The organism is Azonexus hydrophilus (genome assembly GCF_905120355.1).
GTDB lineage: Bacteria > Pseudomonadota > Gammaproteobacteria > Burkholderiales > Rhodocyclaceae > Azonexus.
This window is the reverse complement of sequence record NZ_CAJHOB010000006.1, coordinates 121,587-135,036: the sequence shown is the minus strand read 5'-3', so window position 1 is coordinate 135,036 and position 13,450 is coordinate 121,587. Positions and strand designations below refer to the sequence as shown.

Sequence of the window (13,450 nt, the reverse complement as noted above, 5' to 3'; positions counted from 1 at the left end):
GCACTATGTGCGTGCGATACGCAACGCCCGTAACAACTGCAGACCGAAGCCGGCAAGCGCGGCACAGAGCAGCACCGCACCCAGCAAATTGAAACCGGCCAGAATCAACACCGCAGCCGCCAGAAACGCCGCGGCCCGCCAGTGCGCGCCGACCAGCAGACAGGCACGCATGGCATCGCGCCCGGGCGGTTTGGGCCCAGGCCAGCGCCAGACGGGCAACAACTGCGCCAGTGCCGACGTCACCAGCGGCAGCAGGAACCCGGCGGCCCAGACGGCAAGCGCAGGCCGCGCCACGAGTAGCCCCGCCGCATGCAGATTGCCGGCCACCAGGCTCAAGGAAAAACCCGCCACAGCCGCGATCAACCCCGTCGCCACGCCATCGACCAGACGCTGCCGGCCAAAATGTCGCCACCAGTGCAAGGGCAGGCCCAGCACAATGGCCAGCAAAATGGCACTACCGACGACTGCCAGGGACCAGTAGAAAGCCGCGCCCACCGCCACCAGCAGCACGCCGGCCAGCAATGGCCACAGCTTGCGCGACAGCCAGGGCGCTGCCTGCGGATCGGCCTGCCCCAGCGCCGTCGGCAGCAACAGCGGAAGCGTGCCGAAAGCGGCCAGGCCCAGCAACCCCAGGGTATTAAGATGCAGGTGCAGCAGTCGCCAGCTTGCCCACTGCGCCGGCAGAAGCGGCATCAGGAGCACAGCGGCAAGCGCCGCCAACAGCAGGGCCAGCGCCGCCACGTACCAGCGCCAGCCAGGATGTGGCGTGCCCAGGCACTTGCGAGCGCGCCCCACGATCCAGACCAGCAGCGTGCTGGTCAGCAGGACTGCGAGCAAGGCCCCGGCAAACACGGCGTGATAGGGCAGGATGCCCTGCAGGGACAATACGATCAGCCCCCCCACCGCCTGCGCCAGCCAAGGCAGGCGCCCGACCCAGCGCGCGGGCTCGCCGGTGCGCGTCAGCACGGGCACGAAATGGATCATGGCGGCAAAAATCAGCGGCACGATCCCGATGGCGAAGGCCAGATGCGCTACCGCCGCCGGGCTACCCTGCCCGCTCACCGCTAGGGCAACGGCAAGAAACAAGGACAGCAAGGTGACGGTGACGGTAATCAGCACGTGTTCGGAAATACGGTAATGGCGCCCGGAGCGGGCAACAGACGCATGATAGGGCTTTACGGCCAGGCAGCAGAAACTGATCGCCCCAGGCCTGCCGAAAACGAATTCCGACAGCCCCAGGGCAAACCACCCGCATGGCCGCACAGCGAAAGCACAGCTATCCGGGTCTCGGCCTGCCCCTGAAATAGCGGCAGGCGAGTCATGGAAATTGCTGGAATATACGCTGCGTTTATTTATTTAACAATTGCTTACGAAACAATCTTAAAGTCAATTACGATAACGCCGGGTTCGCGCTGCACATATTCGATCACCACCCTGTCACCGTAACGTTGCTGCATTTGTGCCAGCAGCGGCAGCGGGTCGTGGTCATTGCAAAAGCGCATGGTCTCGCCGGGCACCAGGGAATCCAGGGCGCCAAAGATGGCCGCGTGCCGGAAACGCTTGGCAACGCCACGTGCGTCAAAGGGATAGAGGGCTTCCGGGGTGGTGTGGTTGCAGACGTGTATGGTTTTCATGAGAACTCCGTGAGTTGGATCAAAACAGCGCCGTCATTGTGCATAGCGTGCAACTGCCGCGTCTTTGATGCAGATAGGACTGCCAGAAGAAAATCCTCCGGCACGCTCCGTCACGAAAACCCACGCCACAATGCCGACCGGCGGCCTGCCGGCTTGGCAGCGCCCCACTCTACGCATAGACTAGGGTGGCCTGCAGCACATGCTGCGCACTACGCCCAAAAAGAGGAGCCGCAAGAAAATGAAGACACTGAAGCAGCTATTGGCAGAAAAAAACCGCCTACCGGTGGTCGTGTCACCCAAGGACATGGTGTTCCACGCCCTGCAGGTGATGGCGGATAACGGCGTCGGCGCCGTCCTGGTGATGGACGGAGAACGGCTGGTGGGCATCTTCTCGGAGCGTGATTACGCCCGCAAGATCGCGCTTGCCAACAAAAACTCCAAGGAAACGCCGGTCAGCGAGGTCATGACCAGCAAGGTCGCCTATGTCACCCCGGAAAACACCGTCAGCGAGTGCATGACGCTGATGACCGAACACCGCTTCCGCCACCTGCCGGTACTCGGCAATGAAGGCGAACTGCTCGGCCTGGTCTCGATTGGCGACATGGTCAAAGCCACCATCCGCGAACAGAAATTCATCATCGCACAGCTGGAGCACTACATCGCGCAGTGAATTTCAGGCCCATCAATAACAAAAAACCGCCGGACAATTTCCGGCGGTTTTTTGTTTATAAATAAAAAGTTATTACCAACAATTAAAGTATCACTGCAACTCTTCCAGGCGGATACGCTTGACCGCGCCCTTCACCGCCGACAGCGCTTCAATCTTGCCAATGGCGGCAATGGCGGCGCTTTCCAGACAGGTATGGGTGAGGATGATAATGTCGGTTTCACCTTCACCTTCTTCCGGCTCACGCTGCAGCATGGCGTCGATGGAAATCGAGTGATCGGCCAGGATGCGGGTCACGTCGGCCAGCACACCTGCCTTGTCTTCGACGCGCAGACGCAGGTAATTGCCGGTAATGACTTCACTCATCGGCAACACCGGCAGCGAAGACAGGGCATGCGGCTGGAAGGCCAGGTGCGGCACGCGATGTTCCGGATCGGCCGTCGCCAGACGGGTGACATCGACCAGATCGGCGATGACCGCCGACGCAGTAGGCTCGGCACCAGCGCCCTTGCCGTAGTAAAGCGTGGTGCCAACGGCATCGCCCTTCACCACGACGGCGTTCATGGCCCCCTCGACATTGGCGAGCAAACGCTTGGCCGGAATCAAGGTCGGGTGCACGCGCAATTCCACACCGTTTTCCTGCCGCTTGGCGATACCCAGCAGCTTGATACGGTAGCCCAGTTGCTCGGCGTACTTGATGTCCGCGGCTTCGAGCTTGGTGATCCCCTCGACGTAGGCCTTGTCGAACTGCACCGGAATACCGAAGGCAATGGCGCTCATCAGGGTTGCCTTATGCGCGGCATCGACGCCTTCAATATCGAAGGTCGGGTCAGCTTCGGCGTAACCCAGGCGCTGTGCCTCGGCCAGCACGTCGGCGAAGGGCAGCCCCTTGTCGCGCATTTCCGAGAGAATGAAGTTGGTGGTGCCGTTGATGATGCCGGCAGCCCATTCGATACGGTTGGCCGTCAAGCCTTCGCGCAGCGCCTTGATGATGGGAATGCCACCCGCCACCGCCGCCTCGAAAGCAACGGTGACACCCTTGGCCTGCGCGGCAGCAAAAATCTCGGTGCCATGCACGGCAAGCAGGGCCTTGTTGGCCGTGACGACATGCTTGCCATTGGCGATTGCCTGCATCACCACCTCGCGGGCCACACCGTAGCCGCCGATCAATTCGACGATGATGTCGATTTCCGGGTCATTGACCAGGGCGAAGGCATCATCGGTAATGCGCGCTGCGCCGCCGGTGACCTGCTCCGCTAGCGCAACATTCTTGTCGGCCACGGCCACGATGCAGATCGGACGCCCCGCACGACGGGTAATTTCCTCGGCATTGCGCTTGAGGACGTTCCAGGTACCACCGCCGACGGTGCCGATGCCGATCAGGCCAACATTGATAGGTTTCATTTTTTCTTTAGTAAGGAAAAGAGTGAAAAGAGGCAGATGCCAGAAAGTAAAACGTGAAAGCCGAGGTGCTTGTGCCTCAGCTTTCACGTTTCACCTTGCCTGCTCCGGGTCTGGAGCAGATGAAAGGTGAACCGCAGGAGAAGTCTAGACTTCTCCCTTTTCTTTTGTGCCTTCGCGGCCATGACGCAGACGGTACTGCGCGAGGAAGCCGGCCAGGCGCGAAATAGCCTCGCGCAGATCATCCTCGTGCGGCAGGAAGACAATGCGGAAGTGCTGGTTGTCAGGGAAATTGAAGCCGGAACCCTGCACCAGCATGACCCGCGTGGCCCGCAGGACTTCCATGAAAAACTGGCGGTCGTCGGCGATCGGATACATCTCCGGATCCAGACGCGGGAACATGTACAACGCTGCCTGCGGCTTGACGCAGGTCACGCCGGGAATCTGCGTGATCAGTTCATAGGCCAGATCGCGCTGGCGGCACAGACGGCCGCCCGGCTTGACCAGATCGTTGATGCTCTGGTAACCGCCCAACGCAGTCTGGATCGCCCATTGCCCCGGCACATTCGAACCCAGCTTCAGGTTAGCCAGCATGTTCAGCCCTTCGATGAAATCGCTGGCATCGGCCTTCGGCCCGGAAATGATCATCCAGCCGGCACGATAGCCGCAGGAACGATAGGCTTTGGAGAGGGAATTGAAGGTCAGGGTCAGCACATCGGTTGACAGGCTCGCCATCGAGGTGAAGGTGACACCGTCGTAGAGCACCTTGTCGTACACCTCATCGACCAGCAGCACCAGCTCATGTTCGCGAGCGATCTGGAGGATGCCCCGCAGCAGTTCGTTGGAATAGAGCACGCCGGTCGGATTGTTCGGATTGATGACCACGATGCCGCGTGTGCGCGGCGTGATGCGGGCGCGAATATCATCCAGATCAGGCAGCCAGCCATTTTCCTCGGCACAGCGGTAGTGCACCGGCGTCCCCCCGGACAACGATACCGCCGCAGTCCACAGAGGGTAGTCGGGCATCGGCACCAGCAGCTCGTCGCCATCGTTGAGCAAGGCATTGGTGGCCATCACGATCAGCTCGCTGGCGCCGTTGCCCAGATAGATGTCGTCGAGTGTCACACCGGCAATACCGAGTTGCTGGCTGTAATGCATCACGGCCTTGCGCGCCGCGAAAATCCCCTTGCTGTCGGAGTAACCGGCTGAATTCGGCAGGTTACGGATCATGTCCTGCTGGATTTCTTCCGGCGCATCGAAGCCGAACGGGGCCATGTTGCCGATGTTGAGCTTGATGATCTTCTGACCTTCATCCTCCATCTGCTTGGCAGCATCCACGATGGGACCGCGGACGTCGTAGAGGACGTTGTTCAGTTTGGCTGATTTCTTGATTTGCTTCATGGGGAAGAATCCAGGCGGGCAACCGGGAGAAAGGGCCGGGCGCAAAGGTATAATCCTACTATTCCATTTGCTGCACCGCAATGAAACTCCATCTCTCCCGAGCCGATGGGCTCAATCTGATCAAGGCCTACGAAGACGATTCCGTACGCGTCAATGGCATCGATTACGCCGGCAATCTGGTCGTCCTGCCGGAACAACTGCTGCAGGACTGGACCCTGGCCACGGCGGAGACGCTTACGGCAGACGATCTACGTCCGCTACTCGATTTGCAGGTCGAGGTGATCCTGCTCGGCACCGGCCCCCGTCTGCGCTTTCCTCCCCCACAGTTGCTGCAGCCTTTTCTCAGGCAAGGCATCGGCATCGAAGTGATGGATCGCCCGGCCGCCTGCCGCACCTACAACCTGCTTGCCAGCGAAGGCCGCAAGGTCGCAGCCGCGCTGCTGATCGCCTGAGGCAACGCCCCAGGGGCACAATTCTCAGTTGTTACCCGGCGGCGACACCACGCACCGGCAGTCCGATCCGGTGCGCCCGCGTTACAACCCGTCCGGGTTCATCGACTGCCAACGCCAGGCATCGGCACACATCTCGCTGATTCCACGCCCGGCCTGCCAGCCGAGCAATTCCCCGGCCAGCTGCGGATCGGCATAGCAGGTGGCGATATCGCCCGCGCGGCGGGCCACGATCTGGTACGGCACAGGCCGCCCGCTGGCCGCCTCGAAAGCGCGCACCATGTCGAGCACGCTATAGCCCTGCCCGGTCCCCAGATTCACCGTCAACGACTGGCCGCTGCGCGCCAGCGCTGCCAACGCCGCCAGATGCCCCTGCGCCAGATCGACCACATGAATGTAATCGCGCACGCCGGTGCCGTCGGGCGTCGGGTAATCGTTGCCGAACACCGACAATTGCGCCCGTTTCCCCACCGCTACCTGCGCCACGAAAGGCATCAAGTTGTTGGGAATACCGTTGGGGTTTTCACCAATCAAACCACTCGGATGCGCACCAACAGGATTGAAGTAGCGCAGGATGGCAATCTGCCAGTCGGTTTCGGCGCGTTGCAGATCGCGCAGCATCTCCTCGACCATCAGCTTGCTGCGTCCGTACGGATTGGTCGCCTGCAGCGGAAAATCCTCACGGATGGGAACGCGGTGCGGATCGCCATACACCGTCGCCGATGAACTGAACACCAGGCGACGAACACCGGCCTGTCGCATGGCCTGCAGCAGGCACAGGGTGCCATTGACGTTGTTGTCGTAGTAGGTCAGTGGCTGCTCGACCGACTCGCCGACCGCTTTTAGTCCGGCAAAATGAATCACCGCCTCGATCCGGTGCGCAGCAAACAGCGCGCGCAAACCGTCCGCATCGCGGATGTCGCCCTCACTGAAGGCGGGCCTGCGACCGCTGATGTCGGCAATACGTTCGAGTACTTTGGGGCTGCTGTTGGCGTAATTGTCGAGGATCAGGACATCCTGACCGGCAGCCAGAAGCTCAACCACGGTATGCGAACCGATATAGCCGGTACCGCCAGTCACGAGAATCATGAAAATCCTGCTGGAAAATTGGCGCGCCCGGAGGGACTCGAACCCCCGACCTGCCGCTTAGAAGGCGGCTGCTCTATCCAGTTGAGCTACGGGCGCTGATTGATCGTCGAGGCCGCGCAGTCTACCGCAGAAACGCAAAACGGGCGCATCAGGCGCCCGTCGTTTTTTTCCGACACCCGGTCGGTCGTTACGGCAAACCCGGCTTAGTGCACCAGGCTGGCCGAGAAAACAGCGCGGGTTTTTTCCGATACCTGGAACTCGCTGAAAGCACGCTCGATCTGTTCAACATTCGAGCCTGCATCGGCAAAGGAAATGCCGATGCTCTTGCCGTTGGCGGCCAGCGTCTGGAAGGCGTAGCGCCAGCGCTGGGCTTCGGCCAGACGTTCGCGCAGTTCGGCCTCGTTGGAAATGACGATGCCCGCTTTTTTCAGGGAATCCAGGAACTGTTCGAAAGATTCGTTGCTCAGACTGCCCATTTTATGTCTCCTAGACGTTGATTCAATGAGTGGCGGCAATCCCGCCTCGCCAGACACCATGCGATAATCGTGCCATGTCGAAAAAAACAGTCTCCCTTCCCCCGGAAATTCGCCCCGAGCAGTCCCTGGAATTACTCAAGGAACTGCATATCCTGACCCGTGACGGCAAGCTCAATCAGGACAGCCGGCGCAAGCTGAAGCAGGTCTACCATCTGGCGCAGTTCATCGAGCCGCTGCTCAACGATCTGGAAACCCTGGTCGATCACGGTGCCGGCAAATCCTATCTCGGCTTCATTCTGTACGACCTGTTCCTCAAGAGCCGCCCGACAGGCACCGTCATCGGTATCGAACACCGCGCCCAACTGGTTGAAAAATCGCAGGAATTGGCGAGCAGGCTCGGTTTCCCCAGGATGCATTTTCTGGCCTGTACGGTGGAAGAATCCTTGCATTCCACCGCCCTACCCGCCCGCGTGGATGTCGTCACCGCCCTGCATGCCTGCGATACCGCGACCGACGACGCCATCCGTTTTGCCCTGCAACGCCAGGCGCACCACATCGTGCTCGTTCCCTGCTGCCAGGCTGAAGTTGCGGCAACGCTGCGCGCTGGCAAGGCTGCGGCACTAGCCCAGACACCGCTGGCAGAACTGTGGCGCCACCCCATCCACACCCGCGAACTCGGCAGCCACCTGACCAATGTGCTGCGCTGCCTGTTGCTGGAAGCCCACGGCTACGCGGTGACGGTGACTGAGCTGGTCGGCTGGGAGCACTCGATGAAGAACGAACTGATCATCGCCAGCCGCCGCAGTGACAAACCCCGCCAGAACGCCCGCCAGCGCGCCGAAGCCATCCTGCGCGAATTCAAGCTCGAAGCGCTGACCGCGCGCTTCATTTATTGAGATAGCCATGACCGCACCCCGCCCACTGGAGCTGCTGGCTCCCGCAAAAAATGCTGCCTTTGGCTGCGAAGCCATCAAACATGGGGCCGACGCCGTGTACATCGGCGGCCCAGCCTTCGGTGCCCGCTACGGCGCCGGCAGTTCTGTCGCCGAAATCCAACAACTGTGTGATTACGCCCATAGCTACCACGCCAAGGTCTTCGTCGCCCTCAATACCATCCTCCACGACAGCGAGCTGGAAGCAGCCCGTCAGCTGGCCTGGCAGCTTTATGACGCTGGCGCGGACGCCCTCATCATCCAGGACATGGGGCTGCTCGAACTGGATTTACCACCGATTCAATTACATGCCAGCACGCAGACTGACATCCGCCACCCGGAAAAAGCCCGTTTTCTCGCCGACGTCGGTTTTTCGCAGATCGTCCTGGCGCGCGAGCTGAGTCTTGCGGAAATCCGCGCCATTGCCGCCCGCACTGACGTGGCGCTGGAATATTTCGTACACGGCGCACTCTGTGTCGCTTTTTCCGGACAGTGCTACATCAGCCACGCGCATACCGGCCGCAGCGCCAACCGCGGCGAATGCTCGCAGGCCTGTCGCCTGCCCTACAGCCTGGTGGACGACAAGGGCAGAACGATCAGCGAAAACCAGCACCTGCTGTCAATGAAGGACAACAACCAGTCGGACAATCTGCTGGCCCTGATTGAAGCCGGCGTCACCTCCTTCAAGATCGAGGGGCGCCTGAAAGACCTGGCCTACGTCAAGAACATCACCGCGCATTACCGTACCCTGCTCGATGCCATCATCGACAGCCACCCGCAGTACCACCGCGCGGCCAGCGGCCGTTCGACCTTCAGCTTCACGCCACAGCCGGAAAAAACCTTCAACCGGGGCTACACCGATTACTTTGCCGGTGGCCGCCAGGACGATATCGGCGCCTTCGACTCGCCCGCCTTTGTCGGTACCGTCGTAGGCGAAGTTACGGAAATAGGCGCAGGCTGGATCACGATCCGCAGCAGTGAAACCTTTCACAATGGCGATGGCCTGTGCTTCCACGATGCCGCAGGCGAGGTACAGGGCATGCGGGTCAACCGTGTTGACGGCCAGCGTCTGCATCTGGCCCAGATGCCCGCCGATCTGAGTCTGGGCACCACCCTGTTCCGTAACCGCGACCAGGCATTCGAACGTGCTCTGGAAAAGGACTCGGCCCAGCGCCTGATCGCCGTGCAGATCGACTTCACGGAAACGCCGTCAGCCTTCACGCTGACCCTGCGCGACGAAGATGGCATCTGCGCCAGTGCCCACCTCAACCGGGACGCATGCCCGGATATCGTCGGCGCGCAAAATCCGGCCGCTGCCCGCAGCAAGCTGGAAGAGCAGCTGCAGAAGCTCGGTGGCACCAGCTTTTGCGCCACCGGCCTGACGCTCAACCTGAAGGAAGACTGGTTCTTTCCAGTCAGCAGCCTCAATGCACTGCGCCGGCAAGCAGTTGAAGCCCTGCAGGCAGAACGTCTGGCACGGCACCCACGGCCCCTGCGCCGCGCCGCCAGCGCCGAGCCGGCCATTTATCCGCAGCAGGAACTGACTTACCTCGGTAACGTCTTCAATGCCAAAGCCCGCGCCTTCTACGAAAAACACGGGGTCCGTCTGATCGACGAAGCGTATGAAACCGGCGCGGAGAAAGGCTTGGTGTCACTGATGATCACCAAACACTGTCTGCGCCACAGCTTCAACCTGTGTCCGAAAGAGGTGAAATATCTCAAGCCGGACCCGATGACGCTGATTAACGGCAAGGAAAAACTCATCCTCAAATTTGACTGCCAGGCCTGCGAAATGCACGTCATTGGCCGGATGAAAAAAGGCGTGACGCTGAATCTCGGCATTGCGCCCTCAACCGCAGGCTGCGGTTGAGCCGGACGACTGTGCGTCTGGCGTAAAAAAACGCCCCTCTCCTACTCCGCCGGGGAGAGCAGGGTTTCCAGCGTTATTTCCACACTGTTCTCACCACAGGCCAGCCAGACCGTACCTTCCTGAATGGTGCAGTTCAGCTGCATGTTGCGTGCCGCCAGCGCGGCGAGCGCTTCACCCTCGGCGGCACCGAGGCGCAGCACGGTGAGATTGTCAAAGCGTGCCACCTCGGGCGCCATCTGTTCCCACCACACATCCACCGCCCGCCCACCATACGCGAGGACAATCGCGGCATCGGCGCGCTGCGCCCCTTTACGAATGCGTGTCAGATCGGGTTGCCCGACTTCCACCCACTGGCGCAACACCCCTCCGGCATCAATGGCCTGCAGGGCACACTCGTCATCACTTGAGAGCCCCTTGCCGAAAGCAAGATCCGGCCCGGCGAACAGGGCAAAGGCCAGGATCCGCACCATCATGCGCTGGTCGTTTTCAGAAGGGTGACGCGCCACCGTCAGGGCGTAATCGGCAAAATGACCACGGTCCAGATCGGAAACGGTGAGATTGATTTTGAAGATCGTTGCTTTCAGTGCCATGAATATCCTGTGCGAAATCCGGCCAAGGACTCAGTCGAAAAACCGTCCCAAGTGACGTACACGCGCTTCGATGCAACCGAACAGGTAGGTCATGTCCTGGCTCCAGTCCAGCCCCAGCAGGGTGCAGGCCGCCGCAGACAGATGGCGGACACTGGCAGGCGCCGGACTAGCGAGATCGAGCGCGTTGGCCAGTACTTCACCCACGTGGGTCGCAGCAACCAGCTTGTCGAGCGGCGGCTCCGGGTCGTGGTGATGGGCAATGGCGGCAACCACCGGCTCCGGCAAACCCCAGGCACTCGCCAGTACGGCACCGATCCAGCAATGGTCGGCGCCAAAATGCAGCCGCTCGGCATCAATGATGTCGAGGCCAGGATCGGCTTCCATGCTGTTGCGTACCATCTGGAATTCCAGCGGCTGACAACGTGCCATCCACAAACTGCCGATATCGTGTACCAGACCACACACTAGGGCGATATCAGCAGAAAATTGCCCCTGGCGCGCCAATTCCTGCGTCGCGACCCCCACCGCCACACTGTGACGCCAGAAATTGCGATCCATGCGGCAGGCCCGCGAAAACTCGGCGATGCTCACAGTCAGCGCGATTTCTCGTAGCCGCGCCATGCCGATCAGGGACAGGGCGACCTGAATGTCACGAATTTCACGCCGTCCGGAACCGGCCGAGGCGGCCGCATTGGCCATGGAAAAAATCCGGGCGGTGATCACCGGATCCTTGGCGACCAGATCGCTCAGCGTGGATAGCGCGGCAGACTCATCATCCAGTGTGTGCAGAATGTCCTTCACCACCAGGGGAAACGCCGGCAGCAAGACGGCGCGCTGCACAATTTGGCCAGGCAACAGATGCAACGGCATCACAAACTCCGGTAAGCCAGCACGGCAGCGTGCAAACCCGCCAGCGCCGGATCGCGCAGGTCCGCCTGGGAAAAAATGCAGGTCAGACGCTCGGCATCAGCCGCCAATTCAGCTTCGCGCTCCGCTTCGGTGCGTTCATCCTCAGCGCGGATGCAGACAAACTCGACTTGACGCAGCCTCATCTGACGCAGGTTCGTTTCAGTCAGCGCATGTCCCGCCGGCAAGGTGAAATCGATGATTCCCTGCTTGGTCACTACCAGCGGCTTGCCCAGAACCATCCCCTCCACCACCTCAGCCATGGACAAAAAGCGCAACCGCTCTGGCATGCCGAACCTCTTTTTTTGTTCCTGATACCCGGCATCGTAACGGCTTGGTGTTGTGCGTCAAGGTGAAGCGCGCTGCATCGCTCCGGGGCGCCCTGCCAAGGCGCAACAAAAACCCGGCCGCGGCCGGGTTTTTGTCACTGCCAGCACGGGCAGATCACTCCTCTTCTTCGTCTTCCTCAAATTCAGCCGGCAGACGGTGCGCAATCCCCTTGTGGCAATCGATGCAGGTCTTGCCTTCGGCCTTGGCTGCCATGTGTTTCTTGTACGGCGTCTTGCGCTGCAATTCCTCGCTCATGGCATCGAAATTGTGACAATTGCGGCATTCGCGCGAATCGCTGCTCTTCATGCGTTCCCACTCGCGGCTCGCCATTTCCATGCGGTGGCCTTCGAATTTTTCCTTGGTATCGATGACGCCAGTGATCTTGCCCCAGACTTCCTTGCTCGCCTTGATCTTGCGGATGATCTTGTGCGTCCAGTCTTTGGGCACATGGCAATCCGAACACACCGCGCGCACACCGCTGCGGTTCTTGTAGTGGATGGTTTCCTTGTATTCCACATACACGTTGTCGCGCATTTCGTGACAGCCGATGCAGAACTCCATCGTATTAGTGGCTTCCATCGCCGTGTTAAAGCCCCCCCAGAACAGGATTCCGGAAAAGAAACCGGCCACCAGCAGTGTCAGCAGCGAATACTTCACGCTGGGCCGGCGCAAGGCCCCCCAGCAGCGGCGCAATGCGCCTTGATTGTCTTGATTCATTTCGCCCCCCAGGCGTTTTTGGTGTCCCGCCCGGCGGGGCACCGGACTGTCTCTTACAGTGACAGGATGTACTGGATCATGTTCTTGACCTGAGCTTCATCTTTGGCTGGCGAGGTCTTCACGATCTTATGTTCCTCTTCCGAACCATCCGACAACTTGACCTTGGGAGCGGTCGTCAGGTGGGTGAGCAATTTACTTTCCGAATCAGCCTTGCCCTTGAATTTGCCAGCGATCTTCTTGAACGAGGGGCCATCCTTGTCCTTGTCCATGCCGTGGCACTGGGTACACTTGTTTTGCTTCATCAAGTCCTTGGCGGCAGCTTCATCAAAGGCCTGCGCCCCGGTAGCGAACAGGGCTGCAGCAACACCGGCAACCAGTACGGAGGTGGTTTTGTGCAATTTTTTCATTTCTCTCTCCCGAAAATGACGACCGAGCACTCGCTCGACCCTGTGCGTTATTTTCGGGAGCCGTCAGGCAAATTTCCTTGATCTGTGTCGCAAAGATCAGCGTGGATGCAAAAAAGCTGTCCGCACGCTGATCTCTGGCAGCAGAAAAAGCCTGACGTCTCAAGCGCCTTTCATCTTGTAATAAGCAAGATAGGCCCAACAGGCAGCACAAAAGCCGGTGGTCACATCGAGAAAAGCAAAAATCAGGATGGCCCATCCAGGAATCATGCCGATGCTGGAATCAAGTAGCCAGGTAACAAACATTGCCGTACCGGCCACGCAGGCAATCTTGTCGGCAAACATTTTGGAGCCGGCATTCTGCATCTTGCTCAGCTTCAGCGTTCTGGTGATGCTGGCAAAGAGCTTGTAAGACAAGCACTTGTGCGGCGAGACAAAGCCGCGGATGAAGCCGCCCAGGGCAAGAAAAATCGCCACCCACTTGTAGGGAGTGAACAGATAAATGGCGGCGATGGTCATGCTCATCAATGCCTGCAGGCGGTAGGCGTTGGAGCAGACAGGGGCAATATCGAAGCGCAACATGG

16 protein-coding genes and 1 tRNA gene are annotated in these 13,450 nt (G+C 60.1%); 4 read left to right on the top strand and 13 right to left on the bottom strand.

Features of this window, described 5'->3' with window-relative positions:
- Nucleotides 1–3: 3 nt before the first annotated feature.
- A complete protein-coding gene (locus JYJ39_RS06465; protein WP_205203024.1) occupies nt 4–1,119 on the bottom strand; it encodes a hypothetical protein in 1,116 nt (371 codons plus the stop codon).
- Nucleotides 1,120–1,367: 248 nt separating this feature from the next.
- Nucleotides 1,368–1,634 carry a DUF2249 domain-containing protein gene (locus tag JYJ39_RS06460; protein WP_205203023.1) on the bottom strand — a complete coding sequence of 89 codons (267 nt, stop codon included), beginning with the start codon at nt 1,632–1,634 and terminating at the stop codon, nt 1,368–1,370.
- A 238-nt stretch (nt 1,635–1,872) separates the two neighbouring features.
- Here JYJ39_RS06460 and JYJ39_RS06455 point away from each other — a divergent pair, with 238 nt between their 5' ends.
- Nucleotides 1,873–2,304: a CBS domain-containing protein gene (locus JYJ39_RS06455; RefSeq protein WP_205203022.1), complete on the top strand. Its 432-nt coding sequence runs from the start codon at nt 1,873–1,875 to the stop codon at nt 2,302–2,304.
- Nucleotides 2,305–2,394: 90 nt separating this feature from the next.
- Here the strand turns inward: JYJ39_RS06455 and JYJ39_RS06450 are convergent, their stop codons facing one another.
- Entirely contained in the window at nt 2,395–3,705 is a 1,311-nt protein-coding gene (locus JYJ39_RS06450; protein WP_205203021.1) for a homoserine dehydrogenase, read from the bottom strand.
- A gap of 144 nt (nt 3,706–3,849) precedes the next feature.
- The gene (locus JYJ39_RS06445; RefSeq protein WP_205203019.1) at nt 3,850–5,103 is read right to left on the bottom strand and encodes a pyridoxal phosphate-dependent aminotransferase; all 1,254 of its coding nucleotides are present in this window, start codon (nt 5,101–5,103) and stop codon (nt 3,850–3,852) included.
- A gap of 80 nt (nt 5,104–5,183) precedes the next feature.
- On the opposite strand from JYJ39_RS06445, the gene JYJ39_RS06440 reads away from it, so the two are divergent.
- Entirely contained in the window at nt 5,184–5,555 is a 372-nt protein-coding gene (locus tag JYJ39_RS06440) for an Mth938-like domain-containing protein (protein WP_205203017.1), read from the top strand.
- An 81-nt stretch (nt 5,556–5,636) separates the two neighbouring features.
- Here the strand turns inward: JYJ39_RS06440 and galE are convergent, their stop codons facing one another.
- The 3 genes from galE to JYJ39_RS06425 all read right to left on the bottom strand — a co-directional run bounded on the left by galE (nt 5,637) and on the right by JYJ39_RS06425 (nt 7,117).
- Nucleotides 5,637–6,647, bottom strand: a complete 1,011-nt coding sequence (gene galE / locus JYJ39_RS06435; protein ID WP_205203092.1) for a UDP-glucose 4-epimerase GalE — start codon at nt 6,645–6,647, stop codon at nt 5,637–5,639.
- Between the two features lie 13 nt (nt 6,648–6,660).
- Nucleotides 6,661–6,737: transfer RNA gene (locus JYJ39_RS06430), tRNA-Arg, on the bottom strand.
- Nucleotides 6,738–6,844: 107 nt separating this feature from the next.
- Nucleotides 6,845–7,117, bottom strand: coding sequence for a hypothetical protein (locus tag JYJ39_RS06425; protein ID WP_205203015.1), 273 nt, complete (start codon nt 7,115–7,117; stop codon nt 6,845–6,847).
- Nucleotides 7,118–7,191: 74 nt separating this feature from the next.
- Between JYJ39_RS06425 and JYJ39_RS06420 the strand changes: the two genes are divergently transcribed.
- Nucleotides 7,192–8,013 carry a class I SAM-dependent methyltransferase gene (locus tag JYJ39_RS06420; RefSeq protein WP_205203013.1) on the top strand — a complete coding sequence of 274 codons (822 nt, stop codon included), beginning with the start codon at nt 7,192–7,194 and terminating at the stop codon, nt 8,011–8,013.
- Nucleotides 8,014–8,020: 7 nt separating this feature from the next.
- Nucleotides 8,021–9,919 carry a peptidase U32 family protein gene (locus JYJ39_RS06415; protein WP_205203011.1) on the top strand — a complete coding sequence of 633 codons (1,899 nt, stop codon included), beginning with the start codon at nt 8,021–8,023 and terminating at the stop codon, nt 9,917–9,919.
- Between the two features lie 41 nt (nt 9,920–9,960).
- On the opposite strand, the gene JYJ39_RS06410 is transcribed toward JYJ39_RS06415, so the two are convergent.
- From JYJ39_RS06410 to JYJ39_RS06385, 6 genes are all read right to left on the bottom strand, one after another.
- Nucleotides 9,961–10,509 carry a YaeQ family protein gene (locus JYJ39_RS06410; RefSeq protein WP_205203010.1) on the bottom strand — a complete coding sequence of 183 codons (549 nt, stop codon included), beginning with the start codon at nt 10,507–10,509 and terminating at the stop codon, nt 9,961–9,963.
- 30 nt (nt 10,510–10,539) lie between these two features.
- Entirely contained in the window at nt 10,540–11,379 is an 840-nt protein-coding gene (locus JYJ39_RS06405) for an HDOD domain-containing protein (protein ID WP_205203009.1), read from the bottom strand.
- Entirely contained in the window at nt 11,379–11,705 is a 327-nt protein-coding gene (locus tag JYJ39_RS06400) for a hypothetical protein (protein ID WP_205203008.1), read from the bottom strand. The genes JYJ39_RS06405 and JYJ39_RS06400 overlap by 1 nt, the downstream gene beginning before the upstream one ends.
- Before the next feature lie 154 nt (nt 11,706–11,859).
- Nucleotides 11,860–12,462: a NapC/NirT family cytochrome c gene (locus tag JYJ39_RS06395; RefSeq protein ID WP_205203007.1), complete on the bottom strand. Its 603-nt coding sequence runs from the start codon at nt 12,460–12,462 to the stop codon at nt 11,860–11,862.
- Between the two features lie 53 nt (nt 12,463–12,515).
- Nucleotides 12,516–12,869: a c-type cytochrome gene (locus tag JYJ39_RS06390; RefSeq protein ID WP_205203006.1), complete on the bottom strand. Its 354-nt coding sequence runs from the start codon at nt 12,867–12,869 to the stop codon at nt 12,516–12,518.
- Between the two features lie 159 nt (nt 12,870–13,028).
- Nucleotides 13,029–13,448, bottom strand: a complete 420-nt coding sequence (locus JYJ39_RS06385) for a DUF4395 family protein (RefSeq protein ID WP_205203005.1) — start codon at nt 13,446–13,448, stop codon at nt 13,029–13,031.
- Between the last annotated feature and the right edge of the window lie 2 nt (nt 13,449–13,450).

What these genes read in the sequence shown, in the direction of transcription:
- JYJ39_RS06415 (WP_205203011.1), top strand. Translation starts at nt 8,021, where the DNA reads ATGACCGCACCCCGCCCACTGGAGCTGCTGGCTCCCGCAAAAAATGCT.
- JYJ39_RS06405 (WP_205203009.1), bottom strand. Translation starts at nt 11,379, where the DNA reads ATGCCGTTGCATCTGTTGCCTGGCCAAATTGTGCAGCGCGCCGTCTTG.
- JYJ39_RS06385 (WP_205203005.1), bottom strand. Translation starts at nt 13,448, where the DNA reads ATGTTGCGCTTCGATATTGCCCCTGTCTGCTCCAACGCCTACCGCCTG.
- JYJ39_RS06450 (WP_205203021.1), bottom strand. Translation starts at nt 3,705, where the DNA reads ATGAAACCTATCAATGTTGGCCTGATCGGCATCGGCACCGTCGGCGGT.
- JYJ39_RS06455 (WP_205203022.1), top strand. Translation starts at nt 1,873, where the DNA reads ATGAAGACACTGAAGCAGCTATTGGCAGAAAAAAACCGCCTACCGGTG.
- JYJ39_RS06410 (WP_205203010.1), bottom strand. Translation starts at nt 10,509, where the DNA reads ATGGCACTGAAAGCAACGATCTTCAAAATCAATCTCACCGTTTCCGAT.
- JYJ39_RS06425 (WP_205203015.1), bottom strand. Translation starts at nt 7,117, where the DNA reads ATGGGCAGTCTGAGCAACGAATCTTTCGAACAGTTCCTGGATTCCCTG.
- JYJ39_RS06440 (WP_205203017.1), top strand. Translation starts at nt 5,184, where the DNA reads ATGAAACTCCATCTCTCCCGAGCCGATGGGCTCAATCTGATCAAGGCC.
- JYJ39_RS06445 (WP_205203019.1), bottom strand. Translation starts at nt 5,103, where the DNA reads ATGAAGCAAATCAAGAAATCAGCCAAACTGAACAACGTCCTCTACGAC.
- JYJ39_RS06390 (WP_205203006.1), bottom strand. Translation starts at nt 12,869, where the DNA reads ATGAAAAAATTGCACAAAACCACCTCCGTACTGGTTGCCGGTGTTGCT.
- JYJ39_RS06400 (WP_205203008.1), bottom strand. Translation starts at nt 11,705, where the DNA reads ATGCCAGAGCGGTTGCGCTTTTTGTCCATGGCTGAGGTGGTGGAGGGG.
- JYJ39_RS06395 (WP_205203007.1), bottom strand. Translation starts at nt 12,462, where the DNA reads ATGAATCAAGACAATCAAGGCGCATTGCGCCGCTGCTGGGGGGCCTTG.
- JYJ39_RS06420 (WP_205203013.1), top strand. Translation starts at nt 7,192, where the DNA reads ATGTCGAAAAAAACAGTCTCCCTTCCCCCGGAAATTCGCCCCGAGCAG.
- JYJ39_RS06460 (WP_205203023.1), bottom strand. Translation starts at nt 1,634, where the DNA reads ATGAAAACCATACACGTCTGCAACCACACCACCCCGGAAGCCCTCTAT.